At 40.3% G+C, this 20,453-nt stretch carries 18 protein-coding genes and 1 riboswitch; of the genes, 9 read left to right on the top strand and 9 right to left on the bottom strand.

The features are described from left to right. Nucleotides 1-20 precede the first annotated feature (20 nt). Genes IEW82_RS11590 through proV form a run of 3 tightly spaced genes read right to left on the bottom strand, consistent with a single transcriptional unit; the run spans nt 21 to nt 2,985 of the window. Nucleotides 21-893 (bottom strand): glycine betaine ABC transporter substrate-binding protein, encoded by an 873-nt coding sequence (locus tag IEW82_RS11590; protein WP_188694268.1) that lies wholly within the window; start codon nt 891-893, stop codon nt 21-23. A gap of 41 nt (nt 894-934) precedes the next feature. Next, nucleotides 935-1,786, bottom strand: a complete 852-nt coding sequence (locus IEW82_RS11585) for an ABC transporter permease (RefSeq protein ID WP_188694100.1) — start codon at nt 1,784-1,786, stop codon at nt 935-937. A 5-nt stretch (nt 1,787-1,791) separates the two neighbouring features. Further along, complete coding sequence (proV, locus tag IEW82_RS11580) at nt 1,792-2,985, bottom strand: glycine betaine/L-proline ABC transporter ATP-binding protein ProV (protein ID WP_188694097.1); 1,194 nt, start codon at nt 2,983-2,985, stop codon at nt 1,792-1,794. A 270-nt stretch (nt 2,986-3,255) separates the two neighbouring features. Between proV and IEW82_RS11575 the strand changes: the two genes are divergently transcribed. Both IEW82_RS11575 and IEW82_RS11570 read left to right on the top strand, forming a co-directional pair. After that, nucleotides 3,256-3,816, top strand: a complete 561-nt coding sequence (locus IEW82_RS11575; RefSeq protein WP_188694094.1) for a GbsR/MarR family transcriptional regulator — start codon at nt 3,256-3,258, stop codon at nt 3,814-3,816. A 659-nt stretch (nt 3,817-4,475) separates the two neighbouring features. Next, nucleotides 4,476-5,756: an acetyl-CoA hydrolase/transferase family protein gene (locus IEW82_RS11570; RefSeq protein WP_188694092.1), complete on the top strand. Its 1,281-nt coding sequence runs from the start codon at nt 4,476-4,478 to the stop codon at nt 5,754-5,756. Nucleotides 5,757-6,004: 248 nt separating this feature from the next. Here the strand turns inward: IEW82_RS11570 and IEW82_RS11565 are convergent, their stop codons facing one another. Next, nucleotides 6,005-6,850, bottom strand: coding sequence for a TIGR03943 family putative permease subunit (locus IEW82_RS11565; protein WP_188694089.1), 846 nt, complete (start codon nt 6,848-6,850; stop codon nt 6,005-6,007). A 13-nt stretch (nt 6,851-6,863) separates the two neighbouring features. After that, a complete protein-coding gene (locus IEW82_RS11560) occupies nt 6,864-7,781 on the bottom strand; it encodes a permease (protein WP_188694086.1) in 918 nt (305 codons plus the stop codon). A 316-nt stretch (nt 7,782-8,097) separates the two neighbouring features. Between IEW82_RS11560 and ltaS the strand changes: the two genes are divergently transcribed. Both ltaS and IEW82_RS11550 read left to right on the top strand, forming a co-directional pair. Continuing rightward, on the top strand, nt 8,098-10,083 hold the full coding sequence (gene ltaS, locus IEW82_RS11555; protein ID WP_188694082.1) for a lipoteichoic acid synthase: 1,986 nt from the start codon (nt 8,098-8,100) through the stop codon (nt 10,081-10,083). A gap of 226 nt (nt 10,084-10,309) precedes the next feature. Then, nucleotides 10,310-10,873 (top strand): GNAT family N-acetyltransferase, encoded by a 564-nt coding sequence (locus tag IEW82_RS11550; protein WP_188694080.1) that lies wholly within the window; start codon nt 10,310-10,312, stop codon nt 10,871-10,873. Nucleotides 10,874-11,339: 466 nt separating this feature from the next. Here the strand turns inward: IEW82_RS11550 and IEW82_RS11545 are convergent, their stop codons facing one another. The 3 genes from IEW82_RS11545 to IEW82_RS11535 all read right to left on the bottom strand — a co-directional run bounded on the left by IEW82_RS11545 (nt 11,340) and on the right by IEW82_RS11535 (nt 13,627). Beyond that, complete coding sequence (locus tag IEW82_RS11545; protein WP_188694077.1) at nt 11,340-11,990, bottom strand: amino acid ABC transporter permease; 651 nt, start codon at nt 11,988-11,990, stop codon at nt 11,340-11,342. A 38-nt stretch (nt 11,991-12,028) separates the two neighbouring features. Further along, on the bottom strand, nt 12,029-12,883 hold the full coding sequence (locus tag IEW82_RS11540; RefSeq protein WP_373285716.1) for a transporter substrate-binding domain-containing protein: 855 nt from the start codon (nt 12,881-12,883) through the stop codon (nt 12,029-12,031). Nucleotides 12,884-13,153: 270 nt separating this feature from the next. Beyond that, the gene (locus IEW82_RS11535; protein WP_188694075.1) at nt 13,154-13,627 is read right to left on the bottom strand and encodes a hemerythrin domain-containing protein; all 474 of its coding nucleotides are present in this window, start codon (nt 13,625-13,627) and stop codon (nt 13,154-13,156) included. 247 nt (nt 13,628-13,874) lie between these two features. On the opposite strand from IEW82_RS11535, the gene IEW82_RS11530 reads away from it, so the two are divergent. The 5 genes from IEW82_RS11530 to IEW82_RS11510 all read left to right on the top strand — a co-directional run bounded on the left by IEW82_RS11530 (nt 13,875) and on the right by IEW82_RS11510 (nt 18,677). Further along, nucleotides 13,875-14,768, top strand: coding sequence for a ubiquinol oxidase subunit II (locus IEW82_RS11530; RefSeq protein WP_188694072.1), 894 nt, complete (start codon nt 13,875-13,877; stop codon nt 14,766-14,768). Nucleotides 14,769-14,779: 11 nt separating this feature from the next. Beyond that, the gene (qoxB, locus tag IEW82_RS11525) at nt 14,780-16,747 is read left to right on the top strand and encodes a cytochrome aa3 quinol oxidase subunit I (protein ID WP_188694069.1); all 1,968 of its coding nucleotides are present in this window, start codon (nt 14,780-14,782) and stop codon (nt 16,745-16,747) included. Between the two features lie 3 nt (nt 16,748-16,750). Beyond that, nucleotides 16,751-17,389 carry a cytochrome aa3 quinol oxidase subunit III gene (gene qoxC, locus IEW82_RS11520; protein WP_188694065.1) on the top strand — a complete coding sequence of 213 codons (639 nt, stop codon included), beginning with the start codon at nt 16,751-16,753 and terminating at the stop codon, nt 17,387-17,389. Then, on the top strand, nt 17,386-17,697 hold the full coding sequence (locus IEW82_RS11515) for a cytochrome C oxidase subunit IV family protein (protein WP_188694061.1): 312 nt from the start codon (nt 17,386-17,388) through the stop codon (nt 17,695-17,697). Before qoxC ends, IEW82_RS11515 begins: the two co-directional genes overlap by 4 nt. 65 nt (nt 17,698-17,762) lie before the next feature. Then, nucleotides 17,763-18,677 (top strand): heme o synthase, encoded by a 915-nt coding sequence (locus tag IEW82_RS11510; protein WP_188694057.1) that lies wholly within the window; start codon nt 17,763-17,765, stop codon nt 18,675-18,677. A 53-nt stretch (nt 18,678-18,730) separates the two neighbouring features. On the opposite strand, the gene IEW82_RS11505 is transcribed toward IEW82_RS11510, so the two are convergent. Continuing rightward, the gene (locus IEW82_RS11505; protein ID WP_188694052.1) at nt 18,731-19,432 is read right to left on the bottom strand and encodes a Na-translocating system protein MpsC family protein; all 702 of its coding nucleotides are present in this window, start codon (nt 19,430-19,432) and stop codon (nt 18,731-18,733) included. Between the two features lie 801 nt (nt 19,433-20,233). Further along, nucleotides 20,234-20,370: riboswitch (FMN riboswitch) on the top strand. Nucleotides 20,371-20,453 lie beyond the last annotated feature (83 nt).

The raw sequence follows: 20,453 nt of genomic DNA, 5'->3' as shown, positions 1-20,453 counted from the left end.
CCGGCTTCCTTTTATATGGCTTATTTTTTCAAATCACTGATCGAATTTACATCTTTCATGTATTTAGGAACAACTAATCCAAGCTTAGTTCCTTTTAAGCTCACACCAAGTTTTTCTACCTGATCTTTATACTTTTGATAGTAAGCTTTATGGGTAACTGGAAGCCAAGCAGAAAGCGTGACATCAGCACTTCCTTTGGCCACAGCTGCCCACATTGGCGCAGCATCGAGCTGTTGAAGCGTGACTTTATAGCCAAGGTTATCTAAAATAGCCTTGACAACATTTGTGCTGGCAACTTCAGATGACCAAGCGACATAAGCCATTTTGATCTCTTCACCATTCCCCTTTTTGATTCCTTTAGTCCACTTGCTTACCTTATCTTGATTGTCCTTTACCCAATCCTTTGCAGCCGCTAAGGCATCATCATTGCTTTGTTGCTTCAGCATCACTGCATTCATGTCATCATCTGTCCATTGGAATTGACTAAAAAATTTCGCCAAATTTGGATGGCTCTTAGAAAAGCCTTTGTGCGCAACGGTATAAATATTTTCTGCATCACCAAATGATTTTTTAGGATCATCCAAATACTTCAAATCATATTTTGCAAACATCCAGTGTGGAGACCATCCGGTGATCACAATCGGTTGTTTATTATCAATCGCTTTTTTCAATGAAGCCATCATGGTCGATTCACTGCTCGTTTGCACATTATACTTATCCAACCCGTAATCTTTTATAGATTGTTGCGCAGCTTGAGTGACCCCAGCGCCTGGGTCAATACCCGTAATCGTATAATTTAATTGTTCCCCAATGGACTTAGAACTGTCACTTCCACTACTCCCTTTGTCGCTTGAGCCACAGCCAACAAGAGCGAAAGCAGCAGCGACGATCATTGTAAGTAAGATTGCACTAAATTTCTTCAAACTTTTTCCCCCTAAGATTTTTTTTGTTTCCTTATATTTTGTGTAATCCGATCAAGTACAATGGCAATGATGACAATTGACAAGCCGGATTCGACACCGATATCAAGTCTCAGCTGAGTAACAGCGAGATACACTTTTGCTCCTAATCCTGGAGCGGCAACGAGAGATGCAATAACTACCATGGATAGGGCAAGCATAATGCTTTGGTTAATCCCTGCCATAATCGTTGACAAGGCTAAAGGTAACTGCACTTTAAACAATTTTTGTGAGGTTTTTGATCCAAAGGCTTCTGAAGCCTCGATTAAATCCTCAGGCACTTGTCTTATGCCGAGACCAGCCATCCTAATGGTCGGCGGCATGGAGAAGATGACCGTGGCGACAACACCTGGCGCCATTCCTGTCCCAAATAAGAATAGAACGGGAATTAAATAAACGAAGGCAGGCATCGTCTGCATAAAATCCAGTATGGGCGTAATAATGTTCTTAGCCGTATCACTTAACCCAATCCAAATTCCAAAGGGAATACCGATTATAATTGAGATAATGATAGCTGTTAAAATCAGACCTAACGTCTGCATGGTATCAGCCCAATAACCAAGGTTAAAGATTAGCCAAAGTCCGATTAAGCTAAAGAGCGCCACACCCCAGCCGCTTCGCCAAAACGCGATAGCTGCAATGATAATGATAAATACAAAGGGATTAATCCATGTAAATAAATCAACTAATTGTTGGACAAACCAATTAATTCCATTTCCTAACCCAGTAAAAAAGTTTTCTGTATGATCAACAAAAGATTGCACAACATCTTGTACCCATTTGCCGATTTCAATTTTTGGAATAAAGTGATGATACGTGTCACTCATTCTACTCACCCCTCTCCATTCAATACTTCACTACTATCAGCCATAACATCGATGATCGCACTACGCTTAACGATGCCTTTCAATCGACCAGAATCATCGATGACTGGAATGGGGACAGGCGAAGCAGAAAGCGTCTCAAACATATCAATGAGATATGTATCGGTTGTTACAGATTCCACAGGCTTAATCACATCATTGATGGACTTACCTTGTTCAACAGCTTTGGCTGCATCATCACCATAAAGAATGCCAAGAAATCTTTTATTTTTATCGATGGCGTAAACCGTTGACACGCCTTCATCCTTCATAATCTTCATAGCCACTCTTAAGCCGCGACTCACCTCAATTGTTTCAGGCCGCTTCATGACATGCTCGGCTGTAAAAACCTTTGTGACATCCACATCCTCAACAAACTGCTCAACGTAATCATTGGCAGGATTCATAAGGATCTCTTCAGGTGTACCGACCTGCACTATAGAGCCATCCTTCATTAAGACAATCCGATCTCCAATGCGCAGTGCCTCATCCAAGTCATGAGTGATGAAGACAATGGTTTTCTGCATTTTGCTTTGCAAATCCAATAGCTCATCCTGCATATCTTTTCTGATTAGTGGATCAAGGGCACTAAACGCCTCATCCATTAACAAGACATCCGCATCATTAGCCAGTGCTCGGGCAAGTCCAACACGCTGCTGCATGCCTCCTGAAAGCTCTCCAGGCTTTTTCTCTTCATAACCCTTTAGCCCGACAAGCTCAAGAGCCTCTAAAGCCTTTTTACGCCGCACTTCTTTTGAAACGTTTTGAATTTCCAATCCAAATTCAGTATTGGCGAGAATTGTTCGATGAGGAAAAAGAGCAAACCGTTGAAAGACCATGCTCATTTTACTTCTTCTGACTTCCCTTAATTCCTGTTTATTTAACTTTGTCACGTCTTTTCCATCGATTAATACCGTTCCGGAAGTCGGTTCGATTAAACGATTGAGCAGACGTACAAGCGTTGATTTACCTGATCCTGACAATCCCATGATGACAAAGATTTCACCATCTTTTATAGAAAAGGAAGCTTTATTGACCCCCACTGTCATCCCGGTCTTTTCTAAAATCTCTGTTTTCGTCAGGCCTTGGTTAATTAGTTCAATGCCACGCTTTGGATTTTTCCCAAAGATCTTCGTGACATCACGAACTTCAATTTTATCCATATTTTCACCTCGGCTCTTCCTTATACTTCTTCGTGCCCATACTGACTACTCTATTCATTCTACAGATTGACCAATCCTGTAACAAACTTGAAATAAAATCATTTCTGTTCATTTTGTTTGTAAAGTTTTTTCTGTACATACTTTATCTTTGTTATTCTTAAAATTCCTCTATAATCCCTCTAAATGCTAACAAAGTGACTATTTTTAATTTCTTAGTTTTCCGTTATCATTAAGAATGAGTAAAAAACTAGATTTTAGGTGGTTACTTCCATGGATCAAAAGATGAGCAATAGGCAAGATATTATTGAAAAAGCAAAAGAGCGTGTGATAGAAACCATTTCCCTTAATATGCATCTGTACGGAGTCACACCTTCAATTGGCAGGCTTTATGGCACCCTTTTCTTTAGAGATACACCGATGACTCTTGATGATATGAAAGAAGAGCTACAAATGAGCAAGACCAGCATGAGTACATCTGTAAGAACCCTTACTGACCTCAATATGGTTGAAAAAGTTTGGATCAAAGGTGAACGAAAAGATCAATATGAAGCCAAAAAGGATTGGTACCAAATTTTCCTTGATTACTTCACAAACCAGTGGCGCAAGGTGATTCAAGTCAATTTAAAAGCTATTAACGAGTCGTTAAAGGAACTTGAGGATCTTGCATCTGACCCAAGCATTCTGACAGAATCTGAACAAGAGGACATTGAAAAAGCCGTTGCCAAGCTTATGTACTCAAAAGAATATTACGCCTGGTTAAACAGACTATTCGATCAATTCGAGTCAAAAGAAATTTTTGAATTCGTTAACAAAGATCCTCAGAATCCATAAAGTGAACTGAGTATTATGGCCGTCTCAATGAACATTATAGATCAGTAAAGGAGCCGGGACAGAAGTATTGCGCTCTAGAGAATCCGAACGCATTCACAATTTTGAAGGCATACGTTCGAATTTTTGAGTCAATCATGAAGCGCTCCGTCAAACTACTCGCTTTCCTCATGTCCACACAATATGGGTAGGGTCGGCATTCGACGCGACCATCGAGGTCCCCGAAAAGTGCTTTTTACTTTTTGGGAGCGTATTGAGTTGCTCGCTTCGGGGTTGTCACACGGAGGTGACGTTTTTAGGCGATCGTCCTTAGGGGCCTCCGCTCATTTTGGAAGGTTTTATCTGTGTTCCAAAGTATTTATAAAAGTCCCCTGTTCCTGCATCTACGTGTATGGCTTCGAGTCAGCTTTCTCGGAACATCTCGAAGTTTACTCGTGAAGGAACACTGGCCCCGTTCCCGCAAAAGTCTCCGTATTTTGACTACACTTCCCGTTTCCCTAGCTCCTTTTAAATCTTAACGCTCGGTATTGGGGGGATCTCTTTCGTTTTGTCTCAACCTCTTCATATAATCTGTGACACTTTTCACATTATATTTTTAGCGCTTTCTGTAAACTGTAGCTTATAAATAGTATCATCAATAATGATGAAATCAGGTGAAAAAGATGACACAATGGCTACAGAAATCCATACGCCCCAATGAGGTATTCAAATTTATTCATCCTAATGCTGATATTATCGTCGGCATGGCAAATGGTGAGCCTCTCACACTTCTTAACACTTTAGAAGCAGAGCATGAGCGCCTGCAAAACGTCCGCTTTCATCAAATGCATCCTAGAAATGAGAGGGCATATATCAATGGTCAGTATAAAGAACATATGCGACATATCGCCTATTTTTTAAGTCCTTCCTCACGGGATGCATACAATAATGGCCATTGTGACTTGGTTCCCAACCACTTTCATGAGGTGCCAAAACTCTTACGAGAACACACGGCCTGTAACTTAGTGATAGCTTCGGCAGCCCCCATGGACCATCATGGTTATTTTTCACTTGGTACGAATGCTGAGTACGTGGCAGCATTGATTGGTCAAGCACCTTTTCTCCTAGAGATCAACCCCAACATGCCGAGAACATATGGAGGCAACCAAATCCATATCAGTCAAATCGTAGGATTCATTGAGAGCGATAATTCCTGTTGGGAAATACCTGCCCACACTTCGAATGAAATTGATCAGAGAATCGCCGGTCACATCGCTGCGCTCATACCAGATGGCAGTACGATCCAAGTGGGAATTGGTGGCATACCCAATGCCATCATTGGCTTCCTAAAGGAAAAAAAACATTTGGGCATTCATACTGAAATGCTAACAGATGGGCTTGTAGACCTCGTTGAATCGGGTGCAGTAGATGGCACAAAAAAACAGACGCATCCAGGAAAAATTGTAGGAACCTTTGCTCTCGGCACAAAACGGCTCTACAGCTTTCTTCATGAAAATACGGGTGTGCTCATGCTTCCTGTGGATGTTGTCAATGATCCACGCTTGATTGCAAAAGAAAATCATATCGTTTCAATTAATTCTTCAGTTGAAGTTGACTTTTTTGGACAATGCAGCTCCGAGACCATTCAGGGGCGTTATTACAGCTCAACTGGGGGACAGGCAGATTTTGCACGAGGAGCAGCCTTTGCGGAAAATGGAAAAAGCTTCATTTGTCTCCCTTCCACTGCCAAAAACGGGACAGTTTCACGTATTCAACCTTATTTAACTCCAGGTACGCCTATCTCCAATTCAAAAAATGATGTGCATTATATTGTAACAGAATTTGGAGCAGCAAATCTAAAGGGGAAAAGCATTCGTGAGCGTGCACTGGCACTGATAAGCATTGCTCATCCACGCTTTCGCGAAGAGCTCACCTTTCAAGCTCAAAGGTCAAGTTTTATATAGATAAAACTTGACCTATAGTGAGCCTCCACGTTCGGAAAAAACATTCAGTTTCGTTTTTTGACTTAAGAATGTACTATATAAAATTTTTCATCATTGTTTTTGATTAGAAAGACATGGAAAGCAAAATTCAATTTTTCTTTAAAATTAGGTGCTTAGCTTTGATCACACCGAAATCCATCATTTAGGTTTAAAAAGAGGGTATCCTCAAAAGCCGTTAGACTTTGGGACACCCTCCTGTTTTAGTGTATTTAATATGGTCGATAAACATACTGATCTTTTGGGGCCTTAACAACCTTCCATTTCGTCACCTTTAAGTATGGAATAGTTTGTTTAAATGGCTGATAGAAAACGGTTGACATCGTTCCTTCTACCTGCAGCCATTGGTCATCCTTATAATTTACATCTTTAGGAAACTCCAGCATCATGCCATATACTCCGGCATCCGCAATACAATGGACAATCCCAAATCGGAAAACAAAGAGCTGATTTTTTTTCAAGGAATCGCCATGATAGACAAAGCCCTTCATCGAGATGGTCTCATTCGTAAAATCGCCTGGATAATTATAGACCGTTTCTAAACCACGCAGAAAATTATCATCATTTAAAACCAGTTTATTTCCCTTATCATATTTCTTTCGATCAGAAGTGGCCATCTTCTCATATTGATCTGAGTCATAATATAGACGCGTATTCGGTCTGAGAATTTGATGATCTGCATACTGATCCTTATCGTTATCAATTTCAGCAAAATGGAAGCCCTTGGCTTTAACAATGTTGGAATCCAATGTTGCAATCGGAAGAAAAATCCCTGTAACTAAAGGAAGAAGTAACAAACCGTATACGAGCAATTTCTTTAAAAATGTATTTTCATCCTTAGAATGATCGTGCCCATGATCATGATGTTCTTCTTCGGTGCCTTTTTTCCCTTGTATATTCCACTTTATCAATTGGTAAAGCGCCATAAATGCAAAGATAAAGATCATAATAAAGGTGAGATAACTGTATTTCATATTAATGTACTTACTGATATCACCAGTGGCATGAAGATGTAAGAACAGGTACATAAAGCCAAATAAGATAATAAAGCGTATCATTCACTGTCCCTCCTCATATGAATAGTGCTCCACAAAACACAACGACAGTAATGGATCCTATCAAAGTAAATACAAAACGCTTTTTGAATGTACTGAGCATCATGATTAGGTTTTTAATATCAACCATAGCGCCGAAAACAAGAAATGCTGTTAACGGGCCCGCTCCAAAGGTTCCTCGGAAGGAAGAAGCGATAAAAGCATCGGCTTCTGAACAAAGCGATAATAAAAAGGCGAGCAAAATCATGACCAAAATAGCCGTTACAGCGGTATGTCCCAAGGTTAATAATGTACTCGTTTTGACATAGACTTGCATAGCCGAAGCAATAAAAGCTCCAATAACCAAAAATTTACCTACAGAGAAAAATTCATCCAAAGCGTGATCGACCATTTCCTTCACTTTTTCCCTAGGGGTCATTTTGTGAAGGTGTTCATGATCATGGTGATGATGATGGTGATGTCCCTTTCCCTTGCCTTTAGACTTTTTGCTAATAAATTCACGTAATTGGTCATCGTTAAATAAATAAGAAATCAGGAGACCAACAATAAAAGCAACGATGATCGCCAGACCACAGCGATCTATTACCATTTTCCAGTTATTACCAAAAGCGACATAGGTCGAGAAGACAACAATTGGATTAATGATCGGCCCCGTTAACATAAAAGCAATGGCCGCATGCAAGGGAACCTTTTTCTTAACCAAACGCTCTGTGATTGGAACAATGCCGCATTCACACGCTGGAAATAAAGAGCCCATGCATGTCCCTAATAATATCGAGAAAAATCTATTTTTGGGAATGATTTTGGCAATCATCTCTTCAGTAATAAAGATTTGAATAATCGCAGAAATAAAAACCCCAACGACAATAAATGGTATCGCCTCGATAATCAAACTAATAAATATCGTATTTAATTGCAGAAATGACTGACTCACAGTTACTTATCCCTTCCAAGTCATGATATTAAACGATAGCTTCATAAAAGGCTAAGATTTTTTTAATATCACTTTTAATTAATAAAACGATAAATCATGAATATAGTGTTAAAATGAATAAGAACACTTACTATCCCTTTATAAACTTAGCAAATTATCAATATATCAAAACAAACAATTGAAATTCCTTTACATCCTGTTATAATAATAACTTATGGAACGTCTTTCAACACTTTTATTTCTTTATGGGATTTTTCCCACAATCCACTCATATTTACATTAACCGATTATGGTTGTAAATCAGGAGGTAAATGTTATGAGTTTCACTAAAACATTAAACAAGTGGTTGAATAAGCATTACACGTTTTATTTTATAGCAGTCGTTCTACTTTGGATTAAAACGTATATTGTTTATAGGCAAGAATTTAAACTCGGTATTGATAACGATTTGCAAAAGTTTTTGCTCTTTATCAACCCGATCAGCTCGTCACTCTTCTTTTTAGGTTTCGCGCTGTTCTTTAAAGGAAAGCTGCGATTATGGGCTATTCTCATCATCGACTTCATTCTTTCCTTTTTGCTTTATGCCAACGTTGTCTACTATCGATTCTTTAATGACTTTATCACCGTGCCAGTGCTTTCACAAAGCAGTAACTTTGGACAACTCGGTGATAGTACAGTAGCTAACATGTCTTGGGGAGATATCTTTTATTTCTTCGACACCATTATTCTTCTCATCTTGATTCTATCAAGGGTCATTAAAACACAAAGCCGTATTCAACGTCGTGGGATTTTATCTGTTTTTGTATTTGCTGTCATGATCTTTTGTGCTAACCTCGGTCTTGCTGAGGGTGATCGTCCACAATTGCTTTCAAGAACCTTTGACCGAAACTATTTAGTTAAATACCTTGGAGCTTATAATTTTTCAATCTATGACATCATTACAAGTGCGCGTTCCTCCGCACAAAGAGCTTTTGCTGATAGCAATGATTTATCCGATATCGAAAACTTTACGAAATCCAATTACACGCCGCCAAATCCAAAGCTCTTTGGAAAAGCGAAGGGCATGAACGTCATTTATATATCATTGGAATCCCTTGAAACCTTTGCAGTTGATCAAAAGATTGATGGTAAAAAAGTCATGCCATTCTTAAGCAGCTTAGAAAAGGATCCCAATACGTTCTATTTCGATAATTTCTTCCACCAGGTGGGACAAGGTAAAACATCTGATGCTGAGTTCATGATGGCAAACTCGTTATATCCATTGCCACAAGGTGCGGTATTCACACAAAAAGCGAATAACACCTATCAAGCTCAACCACAGATCCTAGTGAATCATGGGTATACAACAGCCACACTTCACGGGAACTATAAAACCTTCTGGAATCGCGATGAAATGTATAAACCATTTGGTATCCAGAAATTCTTTGATGCCAACTACTATGACATGAAGCCTGAAAATGTCATTAACTATGGTATGAAAGATAAGCCGATGTTCAAGGAATCTATGAAGTACTTGGAAAACATGAAACAGCCTTTTGATGCAAAAATCATTACGCTATCTAACCACTTCCCATTTGAGTTAGATAAAAAGGATATCGACTTCCCAGCTGCAAATACTAGCGATAAAGTCGTAAACCAATATTTCCAAACCGCACATTATTTGGACGAAGCAATACAACAATTTTTCAATGACTTGAAAAAAGATGGTCTTTATGATCATACAGTTGTTGTTATGTATGGTGACCACTATGGTATTTCAACAAACCATAATGCCGGCATGCAGAAAATCATGGGACAAAAAATTACATCTTATGAAAATGCACAATTACAGCGTGTGCCACTCTTTATCCATGTTCCGGGTGTAAAAGGCGGTGTCAAACACACCTATGGTGGTGAGGTTGACGTTAGACCAACTGTTCTTCACCTACTTGGTATTGATACGAAAGACTATATTTCCTTTGGATCTGATCTACTCTCACCTAACCATCGTCAAATCGTTCCATTCCGTAACGGCGATGTCATGACGCCTAAATATTCCAGCGTCGGTGGTAAGTGTTACACCAATCCAGATGGAAAACTTGTCAGCAAGACATACTGTAAAGATTACAGTAACTTTGCAAAACAAGCCCTAGATTATTCAGATAAAGTCGTATACGGTGACCTGCTTCGTTTCCACAAGGTTAAAGGCTTCACGCCTCCAGATCGAACAAAAATCGATTATACTAGTGATCAAACAGCAGGCATGAACATCCCTGATTCAGAGAAAACAATGTCCTCTGACGGTGATGACTCCAATAAATAATGTAAAGCTTTCCCCCCTTTGATAGCACTAGCCTTCAAAGGGGGTTTTATTATGACTATGAAAAAGTCCCCACTTCCTCCTTACCTTCCAATCGCACCCGCTGTTCCAGCCTAAAATGAAAAGGATAAAATACAGCTACAAGTCAAATAAGATTCCTATTGCTAAAGCAAATTAAAAATGCTAGACTTAATCTCAAAAAAATTTGATCTATAGGATGTGTTGACCTGTGAATCCACTACTTCTTGATTTTCCAACTTCCTTTACAACTGAAAGATTAACAATCAGAATGCCACACCCTGGAGATGGCCAAGTCGTTTACGATGCACTCACACGGTCGCGCGCAGAGCTAAAAGACTGGCTTCCCTTTGCTCAAAAAGAACAAACGCTGGAGGAGACCGAAGCCAATATGCGGCGTGCCCATGCCAAATTCCTCAATCGTGAGGATTTACGTCTGCTTATCTTTCACAAAGAAAATGGCACTTTTATTGGCTCATCTGGACTGCACCGTATGAATTGGGATGTGCCCAAATTTGAAATTGGCTATTGGTGTGATGCGGCCTTCAGCGGTAAGGGCTATATGACAGAGGCGGTTCAAGGCATTGCTCATTTTGCCTTCACTGAACTTCATGCCAACCGTATAGAGATTCGCTGTGATGCACTAAATAAGAAGAGCCGTGCTATTCCTGAAAGATTAAGCTTCCAACTCGAAGGAATTCTCCACAACGAAGCACTCTCTGTCGATGGAAAAAGCTTACGCGATACTTGCATCTATGCAAAAGTTAAGGCCTAGCAAATGTGTCTCCTTGAGACCCCCGGAACATTTTAGATATATCCTGAGCCAATGCTTGTCTTATTTTCTTAATCGTCCTGATCCTTTTTCATTATGCCGCAGTATTCTTAATTTCTCCTTAAATGAAGCTCTTTCTATTTCCAGACAAATGGCGCTCTTTGCAAACAAACGGCGTTCAATGGAGAGGACACTGGGCAAGCCTCTCTATTGAGCGCCGTTTTCTTGAATTGTGTTGTTTTTATAGTGTAAGTAGAAAATACTCGTTTTTATGAACAAAGAACTGCAGTCTCTCTTGTCACTTGTTCCTTGCTCCTGCCAGGACCTGCTATTTCACAGGAGTCTCATACCCTTCCGCTTGTCTATTAGCCACATTCTTTAAAGCAACCGAAGGATGAAATCGGCTCATAAATCGCTAAAAAGGTGATCAAAAATTCGAATTTGAATTTCTGGTCACCTTTTTTGCAGTTTATATATGATAGCGTTTTTCAAGCACATTTTGCAGCATTGAAATCAATAGACAAACGATCCAATAAATGACGGCCACAAGAATGTACATTGTAAAGGAATCTAGTGTGCGCCCTGCAACAACCTGAGATTTTTGAAAGAGCTCTGAGACACTAATTGTTGCTGCAAGCGACGACGACTTTACTAAGTCTAGAAAGACATTTCCCAGTGAGGGAATGGCGATACGAAAGGCTTGAGGAAAGATAATGTAAGTTAAAACTTGATGCGTCTTAAAGCCTAATGCCTTTGCGCCTTCCCATTGGGCAACTGGAATGGCATTGATCGCTGCACGATTGATCTCTGCCATATAGCCTGCACTATTTAAACTGAAGCCAATCAAGGCCGCTGTCATTGCTGAGAAATTGATACCAATTACAGGGAAGCCCAAATACAAGATAAATAGAAAGACAATAATAGGCATGCCTCTCATAAAAGAAATATAAAACCTTGCTGGCCAATTTAAAATACGCCGGTCAGAATTGCGCATCAGCGCAAGCCCGACACTAATCACCAATCCCACCAACATACTTACAACAGAAATAAGCAGGGTGTTCCCTAAGCCACGTATGACATAGGGAAAGGATTGTATCGCTAACCATGGATCAATAGTCATGATATTTCTCCTCAGGTCCACTTGAATTGAATTTTGATTTAATTATCGAGAGGAACCTCTCTTACCTTTACGTTAGGTTTTTTTGAAACATCTGCCTTAAAGAACTGTTCACCTAGCTTTTTCAAGGTGCCATCATCTTTCATTTCTTTCAAAGCTTTGTTGATATGCTGTTGTAATTCACTCGAGTCCTTTTTCATAATAATGCCATCCTGACTCAAATTAAAGCGGATATTAGGATCAATAATCAAACCAAGATTTGGATAAGCGGCAAGCCCCATTTTACATAAGTAGTAGTCATTTAAAATGACATCTGTTCGTCCTAAAGCAACGTCCTTAAGATACACATCATTGGTTGCATTCCCATAGGTTTTAACGGTTGCGCCAAATTTTCTGGCCACTTGGCTAAATGTAGTAGTCGCTGCACCCCCTGCTTTTTTACCTTTTAAATCTTCCAGCTTATTGATCCCAGAGTGATCTTTGGCACGGACAACGGCGACACCATAGGAAAATTTATAGGGATTTGAGAAATCAAATTTTTTCTCTCTTTCTTTTGTGAGCGTTGCACTAGACACATCAATCTTACCATTCTGTATACTAGGCATGACTTCATCTACATACATCTCTTTAAACACTGGCTTTAAGCCAAGGCGTTTAGCAAGCTCTCTTTCAACCTCTACTTCATAACCGGTCAATTTGTCCGTTTTGGCATCATGATAAGAGCTAGCGGCTAGCGTACCTGATGTACCAATCACCAATGTCCCTTTAGCTTTTATTTTATCCCAAGTCGATTGGGTCTTTTCTTTACTACCAGATTTTCCACAGGCAGACAGCGCCAGAACTAATAATGCAGAAAATCCTAAGAGAAAAGCCTTAGTCATCAACGACTTTTTCACCTTACACACCTCAATCCTTATGATTAAAATATACCAAATCTAAGAATACCAAGCCCCTAGCCTTTTTACAATCAATTGAACCATAGAAAGTATATTTTAATAATTCTCTGAATTTAAAAGCTCCTCTTCTTTAAAATGATTTAACAAAGGTGCAGCTCGCGAAGGTTTACTACTCCTCCGCGGAAAACGCGTCTCCTTCCATTGCAATCAGCACCCGAACCTTCTTTATACATTATAAAAAATAACACCAAAGCATTAGCCTTGGTGCCGTTAAGAGTCCGTATAGATGTCTTCATAGGAATGAAAGTGATGCGCGACGGTCTGTAAAGTGCCATCAGGAATGGTTTGTTCAATCAAGGGAAAAATCAAACGTTCTTCTCTACGAATATGTTGATTTAAACAGTCACCAAGCTGATGCATGTGTGCTTCTAAATCCGTCTTAGCGATTTCATCATTGATAAGCTGAGAGAATAACGCACGTATTTTCACATGTTCTATCAAAGCTTCCTTTACCTCAGGACATTCCTCAATAGGCTTGTACTTTGCAAGCTCCGGAAACAACACCTCTTCCTCCTCCCGAAAATGGTCCTCTCCCCCGTTCTCCCAAAATAGCTTAGCATCCTCATATATGTCCTCAATGGTCCAACGCCCCTTCGCCTCTCTTGCATTTTTTAACTTCAAAGCTAAAAACAAACCATGATGATGATGGTGTGATAAGGGTATCAATGCTTGGTGTCTCTTCAATAGTCTCCCTCCTTATACCTTTATAATTTGACTTTAATGGCCTTGTACTCATTAATGTGTGCGCTAAATCACTAATGTTGAACAGAATGTGAACAGATGGCTAAGAATTTTTGAACGGAATGTGAATTTATACAAAAACGTGATGTTTATCACATGTTCTTTTCAGCAAACTTCTTACAATGAGGAAGATATCAAGCTTCGGCGTCACATTGGTGCTGCATGTTTTAGAAAGGGGAGAAGCGTTTCCATGAAATCATTATGGCAAAAAGGCTTCATTTTACTGATTCTTTGCCTTATTTTTTTGACGGGTTGTAGTGAAAAATATCCTGTTTTACATCCTGTTGGACCAGTAGGTGAAAAGGAACGGAACCTTATTATACTCTCTGCCGTTCTGATGGCTATCGTTATTATACCGGTTATCGCACTTTTAGCTTTTATTGTTTATCGTTATCGAGATAAGCCCAATAATCGTGCACCCTATAAGCCAAACTGGGATGACAGTAAGATCCTTGAATTTGTGTGGTGGGGGATACCAATCATTATCATTGCCGTATTAAGTATCTACACGGTGAGGGATACCTTTGCATTGACAAAACCACCGGCTAATACTGGTGAACCTATTTCAATTCAAGTTACTTCATTAGATTGGAAATGGGTATTTTTCTATCCAGATGAGGGAGTCGCCACTGTCAACTATATTGATATCCCTGCCGGAAGACCCGTGCAATTTGAATTAACTTCTGATGCGCCGATGAACTCCTTTTGGATTCCAGCTCTTGGTGGACAGGAATATACGATGCCTGGAATGGCCATGCGCTTATGGCTACAAGCCAATAAAGTCGGGACATATACCGGAAAGGGCGCGAACTTTACAGGTAAGGAATTTTCAAAAATGAGCTTTGCGGTTCACGTTAAAAAGGAAACCGATTTTGACCAATGGGTTAAAGCACTAAAAAATCAATCGCCACAGCTCACAGAGGCTGGTTATAAGCAACTCAAAAAACCAGGAGTCGTGGGCAAAAAATCTTTTTCCTCTTATCCAAAGGATATCTTTCATGACACCGTGATGAAAAACGGTGGAAAGTATATGAACAATGACTGGATGATGAAGGATCATTCTCAAGAAATGAAAGGAAAGTAGGTGGGTATTAAATGTTTGAGCACATTCGATCATTTGCTTCTCATTTTTTTGTGACAGGAGAACCGATGATTTATGCTTCCGATGTCGCCATCGTTCTATTTTTAGTGGGCATTATCTTCACTCTGACCTATCTGAAAAAATGGAAATGGCTTTGGCGAGAATGGATTACAACCGTTGACCATAAAAAAATTGGCATTATGTATTTGATCTCTGCACTATTGATGATGTTTCGGGGTGGGGTTGACGCTTTATTAATGCGGACACAGCTTGCCCTGCCAAATCAGACATTTTTAGATGCTGAGCATTATAATCAAATTTTTACGACACACGGAACGATTATGATTCTGTTTATGGCGATGCCCTTTTTATTCGCACTATTTAATATCGCTGTGCCATTACAACTGGGCGCGCGCGATGTCGCCTTCCCATTTTTGAACTCAGTCAGCTTTTGGCTCTTTTTCTTTGGTGCATTGCTCTTTAACTTATCTTTCGTTATCGGTGGTTCACCTGATGCTGGCTGGACCAGCTATCCACCGCTTACTGAGCTTGGATTCGACAAGGGACCGGGTGAAAACTTCTACCTCTTAGGCATTCAAATATCAGGGATCGGGAGTATGGCGACAGGGATTAATTTCCTTGTTACGATACTCAAAATGCGGGCTCCTGGGATGACCTTGATGCGCCTTCCACTCTTTTGTTGGTCTGTTGTTGCATCCTGTATCATCATTATTTTTGCTTTCCCTGCTTTAACAGTTGCCCTTGCCTTATTATTAATTGATCGTGTAGCCGATGCCCATTTTTTTACCATGCTGCACGGCGGCAATCCGATGATGTTCATCAACCTCTTCTGGATTTGGGGACATCCTGAGGTTTACATCGTTGTCCTACCTGCTTATGGGATTTATTCAGAAGTGGTCAGTACCTTCTCAGGCAAGAAAATATTTGGCTATAAAACCATGGTGATCTCACTCATGATCATTAGTGTCGTCAGTTATTTTGTCTGGGCCCACCATTATTTCACAATGGGGGCTAGTGCTGGAGTCAATAGCTTCTTCGCTGTCGCTTCCATGCTCATTGGTATCCCGACAGGTGTAAAAGTCTTCAACTGGCTCTTTACAATGTTCCGAGGGCGCATTCAGTTGAAGCTGCCAATGCTTTGGACACTGGCTTTCATTCCATGCTTTGCCATGGGTGGCGCCACAGGAATTATGCTTGCGGTAGCACCGGCAGATTATCAGTATCATAATAGTTATTTTCTTATCGCACACTTTCACCAAACCTTAATCGGTGGGGTTGCCTTTGGTCTCTTAGCAGGTATGTACTATTGGTGGCCAAAAATGTTCGGTTTTTCCTTGAATGAACGCTTAGGCCGATGGGCTTTCTGGTTCTTTAATATTGGCTTTTATGTCTGCTTCATGCCGCAATACTTCCTTGGTTTTATGGGAATGACGCGTCGCGTTTATACGTATTCTGGAGATACAGGCTGGACTTCCTTTAACTTTATCTCATCCATCGGTGCTTACTTGATGGGGATTGGCTTCCTATTTATCGTCGTTCAAGTGCTTTATAGTATCAAATATGGAGAACGTGACTTAACCGGTGATCCTTGGAATGGCCGGACGCTCGAGTGGGCCATTGCATCTCCAGCACCACATTATAACTTTGCACATATTCCAGAGGTGACAGAAAGAGATGCCTGGTGGGACATGAAAGCTCGTGGTGAATCCTTGATAAAGGTTAATCAAAGAATGGCCTTTAAGCCGATTCACATGCCTAAAAACTCGGGGCTTCCGTTCATCATGGCGGTATTCTTCTTCATCAGTGGATTTGGGTTTGTGTTTAACTGGTACTGGATGGCAGCGCTCGGACTTTTAGGTGTAGGCATTTGCATGATTGTACGTTCAAATAACAGAGACTCAGAATACTATATCCCCGCAGAAGACGTTGAAAAAACTGAAGCGGCTTTAGGGAGGGTGTAAGTGATGTCGACACTGAATCATTACAAAGAACCTGAAAAACAGAGCCATTCAACTACAAGCGAACTCTTAGAGTATCAGCGCCATGATGGTCCTCTCAATATTCTTGGATTTTGGATCTTTTTAGCAACGGACTTGCTTTTATTTGCCTGTTTGTTTGCGACTTATCTTGTCATTCGTACGCATGTCGATGGCGGTCCAACAGATAAGGACTTGTTTGAAATCCCTGGTTTCACTATTGAAACCATTCTATTGCTGGCAAGTAGCTTTACGGGTAGCCTCGCCGTCTATGAAATGCGTCATAATGATAAAAAGCGTCTGTTAGGTTGGCTAGTGGTTACCGTTCTGTTAGGCCTTGGTTTTATCGGTATCGAAGTCAGCGAGTTCTTATCCTATATAAGAGAAGGCGCAACTATGCAGCGCAGCGCTTTTCTCTCCGCCTTCTTTACACTCGTTGGCACACACGGCTCACATGTTAGCCTTGGGATTATTTGGATGATCTCGATTATCCGCCAGGTCGCAAAATATGGAATAGAACCGATTAACGCACGTAAAGTCTTTATCATTGGTCTGTATTGGCACTTTTTAGATATCGTATGGATCTTTATCTTTACAGTCGTTTATATGACAGGAGTGGTATCATGAATGGTTCAACACAAAAGCATGCGCTTTTTCCAATCAAAAATGTCATTGGCTTTGGCCTTTCATTGCTCTTAACTTTTGTAGCGATTGCCCTTGGCGTCTCGCATGCATTGGCCTTCGGTCCAGTCATGATGATTATCATGGGCCTGGCAGTCCTACAAATTATTGTTCAGCTCTTTTTCTTCATGCATTTTACAGAGTCAGACGGTCCCGCCTACCATATCATTGGTCTTGCCATTGGTATTATTAATACCATTGCAATCATCGCGGGAACACTTTGGATTATGACCTTTAACTCTCAAGTGCATTAATAGACATGATTATAGGGTGAATGCATTAGGCATTCACCCTATTTATGAAAGGAGACCTTTTACCTATGGCTTTTAGTCAAACAAAAGCTGCCGCTATGTCAAAAACGGCATTAACTGATCTCATGAAGCAGTATGTTATTCTAACGAAGCCGCGCATTAATGCTTTGCTCTTATTCACGGCCTACGTTGCCGCCATCGTCGCTTCGGATGGCTTTCCTAGCCCCACTACAACCTTCACCCTTATCGGTGGCCTTGGGCTTTCCGCAGCGGGATCTGCCGTCATTAACATGTGGTACGACCGTGACATTGATGCCATTATGAGTCGGACAAAGGCTAGGCCCCTCCCTCAGGGGTACCTATCGCCAAACCATGCACTTATTTTTGGCCTTGCGCTTCAAGCGATGTCCTTGGCTATTTTTCTATTATTTTCTAACCCTTTAAGTGCGATCCTTTCCTTTAGTGGGTTTATCTATTATGCGGTCATCTATACAATGTGGCTGAAGCGCCGCACGCCGCAAAACATAGTAATTGGCGGTGGAGCTGGTGCCCTTCCACCCCTGATCGGCTGGTCAATCGTGACAGATAGCATCAGCATGACAGCCATCATGATGTTTTTGATTATTTTCTTTTGGACCCCTTCACACTTTTGGTCACTCGCACTCTATAAGAATGAGGACTATAAACGGGCAAAGGTCCCAATGATGCCTGTTGTAAAAGGGGCTAGTCAAACGAAAATTCAATGCCTATGCTATGCTGGGATTCTCGCCTTAACATCGACGGGCTTAGCCTACTTCCATAGCTTTGGGCCGATGTATCTCTTCATCACAGTGGCATTAAATAGTTGGTTTTTACTTCTTCATATTCAACTCCTTTTAGCTCCCCATAATGAGATGAAGCGGGCAAAGCAAACCTTTATTTCATCATTGATCTATTTACCTGCCCTTTTTAGTCTTATGGTCATCTGTGTGCTCTTTTCATAACTGCCATTAAATGAAAAATACCCACATAGCTGTTCACAGCTATGTGGGTGTTTTTAGCGTTGATAAGGTTTAATAATTAAGCCAATCATCCTTGTATCCTTTTCGATATCCCAATCAACAAACGTGTCAACGAGCTTACCGTTTAAGGGACCCTCAAAATGATGAGCGAATTCTCTTATAATTTGCTTGCAGACGCTCTTTTTGGCTTGGTGTAAAATATCTTGATACCCCATCTCGATCAACTCGTTTTCAATATCAGTAAACACATTTTGATAACGTATAATCAGCGTCCTTGAATTGAGTAGAAATGACTCGGTTTTACCTTGTATATATTGTTTCTTCCTTGCAACCCACTCCATCGCATCATGAATAGCCGCCTTTGATCCATAGTATTCTATCTCTTTCGGTTCACTAACTTTAGCCGCCATTCCTACTAAAAGCCCACTTTGATGATAGAGATCCCAATCGTAGTAGAATTCATCAATTTCAATATCGGTCGTCGCTTTAAAATAACTTTTTATTTCTTGAACAAGTCGGCCCATAATAATTCTTCTTGCATTGATAACAGCCGTGGGCTCCTGCTGTTCCATCAAGCTGCTTTCCATTGGCGCCATAAAGTTTCTTAGATAGATAGAAATAATGGAATGACCGATAGAAATGTAAACAGATTCTGGTCCTTTTCCAAAGTAGTCTCTTAATGTTTTTCCTATGTAACTCGCCGCTTCTTTATGTATTTGCGTACTCCTGTTTGTCATGTTGCTCGCCTTTCTCGAAAGTTATTATTGGATTTCTTCGAATGGTGTGCATGTTCATTTCAATACTCTCCAGTTCTTTAGAAAAACTGGGCTGGCACTTTATTTCAGAGTGTCAGCCGTTGACCACTTATTCTCAAACCTATCGTGCTCATTTCGATAGATTTAATACCTAGCATATAAGACAACAAACCTCGTTTTATAGCATTTTCTTCCAGTAAAGAAAACTTACTCAAGTCACCCTTTATAGCGAAGATAGGGGATTAGCCAGCACTGTTACTCTTCTTCACTAAAGCGCGTAAGTGAAGGTTAGAGTATAAAAAAGAAAAAGCCAAAATAGAAGTAGCATACTACCTCCATTTCAGCTTATGCCCAGCTCTATCTATGTCTGGTTCATTTCCACCAAAATTAGTGCACAACAAATATATGTATTCAAACCCATTCTGTTCTTTAAGACAAAAGCTTCAATTACTTTTATCCACTCCTCATTTTATAAATAAATCCTTGATTTATCAACCATTACTTTAAACGTTGTCATGTATTCTTTTCTCTATTTCAAAAATCGTTCACACTTTTTAATACATGAACACTATTTCAATATCTATTTGAAGCAGCAGTCTATTGCTTGTCAAAAGAAAAGAGCCAAATAAGACTTCCTTTAACTAAAGTGAAGAAACCATATGCTCGTCGCCCTGTATGCACCCTTCTTTTAACACTTTGGGGCAGATTTTTAGTTATTAAATCGAATGCATTGACCTTATCCGTAAAAACAATTAAACTACGTATATGCCAATTCAATATTGAGATTTCCTTCGGGGTCGGGTGAAATTCCCAATCGGCGGTAAATAAAAGTGCAATGCTTTTATAAGCCCGCGAGCCAATGGCAGGATCTGGTGTGATTCCAGAGCCGACAGTTAAAGTCTGGATGGGAGAAGGGTCAAATAGAGTGTGGAATCCATAAGATTCCAGACGCTTGTTTTGTGTTATTATTTTTGTATGTACGCCCCTAGGAGAGCATTCTTCT

The sequence above is a fragment of the Pullulanibacillus camelliae genome (genome assembly GCF_014642655.1).
In the GTDB taxonomy this organism is placed as follows: domain Bacteria; phylum Bacillota; class Bacilli; order Bacillales; family Sporolactobacillaceae; genus Pullulanibacillus; species Pullulanibacillus camelliae.
The sequence above is the reverse complement of the archived record's forward strand: the minus strand, read 5'-3'. Positions and strand labels throughout refer to the sequence as shown.

Excerpts from the sequence above, each read along its gene's own strand:
- IEW82_RS11590 (WP_188694268.1), bottom strand. The coding sequence starts at position 893 with ATGATCGTCGCTGCTGCTTTCGCTCTTGTTGGCTGTGGCTCAAGCGAC.
- IEW82_RS11585 (WP_188694100.1), bottom strand. The coding sequence starts at position 1,786 with ATGAGTGACACGTATCATCACTTTATTCCAAAAATTGAAATCGGCAAA.
- proV (WP_188694097.1), bottom strand. The coding sequence starts at position 2,985 with ATGGATAAAATTGAAGTTCGTGATGTCACGAAGATCTTTGGGAAAAAT.
- IEW82_RS11575 (WP_188694094.1), top strand. The coding sequence starts at position 3,256 with ATGGATCAAAAGATGAGCAATAGGCAAGATATTATTGAAAAAGCAAAA.
- IEW82_RS11570 (WP_188694092.1), top strand. The coding sequence starts at position 4,476 with ATGACACAATGGCTACAGAAATCCATACGCCCCAATGAGGTATTCAAA.
- IEW82_RS11565 (WP_188694089.1), bottom strand. The coding sequence starts at position 6,850 with ATGATACGCTTTATTATCTTATTTGGCTTTATGTACCTGTTCTTACAT.
- ltaS (WP_188694082.1), top strand. The coding sequence starts at position 8,098 with ATGAGTTTCACTAAAACATTAAACAAGTGGTTGAATAAGCATTACACG.
- IEW82_RS11545 (WP_188694077.1), bottom strand. The coding sequence starts at position 11,990 with ATGACTATTGATCCATGGTTAGCGATACAATCCTTTCCCTATGTCATA.
- IEW82_RS11530 (WP_188694072.1), top strand. The coding sequence starts at position 13,875 with ATGAAATCATTATGGCAAAAAGGCTTCATTTTACTGATTCTTTGCCTT.
- qoxB (WP_188694069.1), top strand. The coding sequence starts at position 14,780 with ATGTTTGAGCACATTCGATCATTTGCTTCTCATTTTTTTGTGACAGGA.
- qoxC (WP_188694065.1), top strand. The coding sequence starts at position 16,751 with ATGTCGACACTGAATCATTACAAAGAACCTGAAAAACAGAGCCATTCA.
- IEW82_RS11515 (WP_188694061.1), top strand. The coding sequence starts at position 17,386 with ATGAATGGTTCAACACAAAAGCATGCGCTTTTTCCAATCAAAAATGTC.
- IEW82_RS11510 (WP_188694057.1), top strand. The coding sequence starts at position 17,763 with ATGGCTTTTAGTCAAACAAAAGCTGCCGCTATGTCAAAAACGGCATTA.
- IEW82_RS11505 (WP_188694052.1), bottom strand. The coding sequence starts at position 19,432 with ATGACAAACAGGAGTACGCAAATACATAAAGAAGCGGCGAGTTACATA.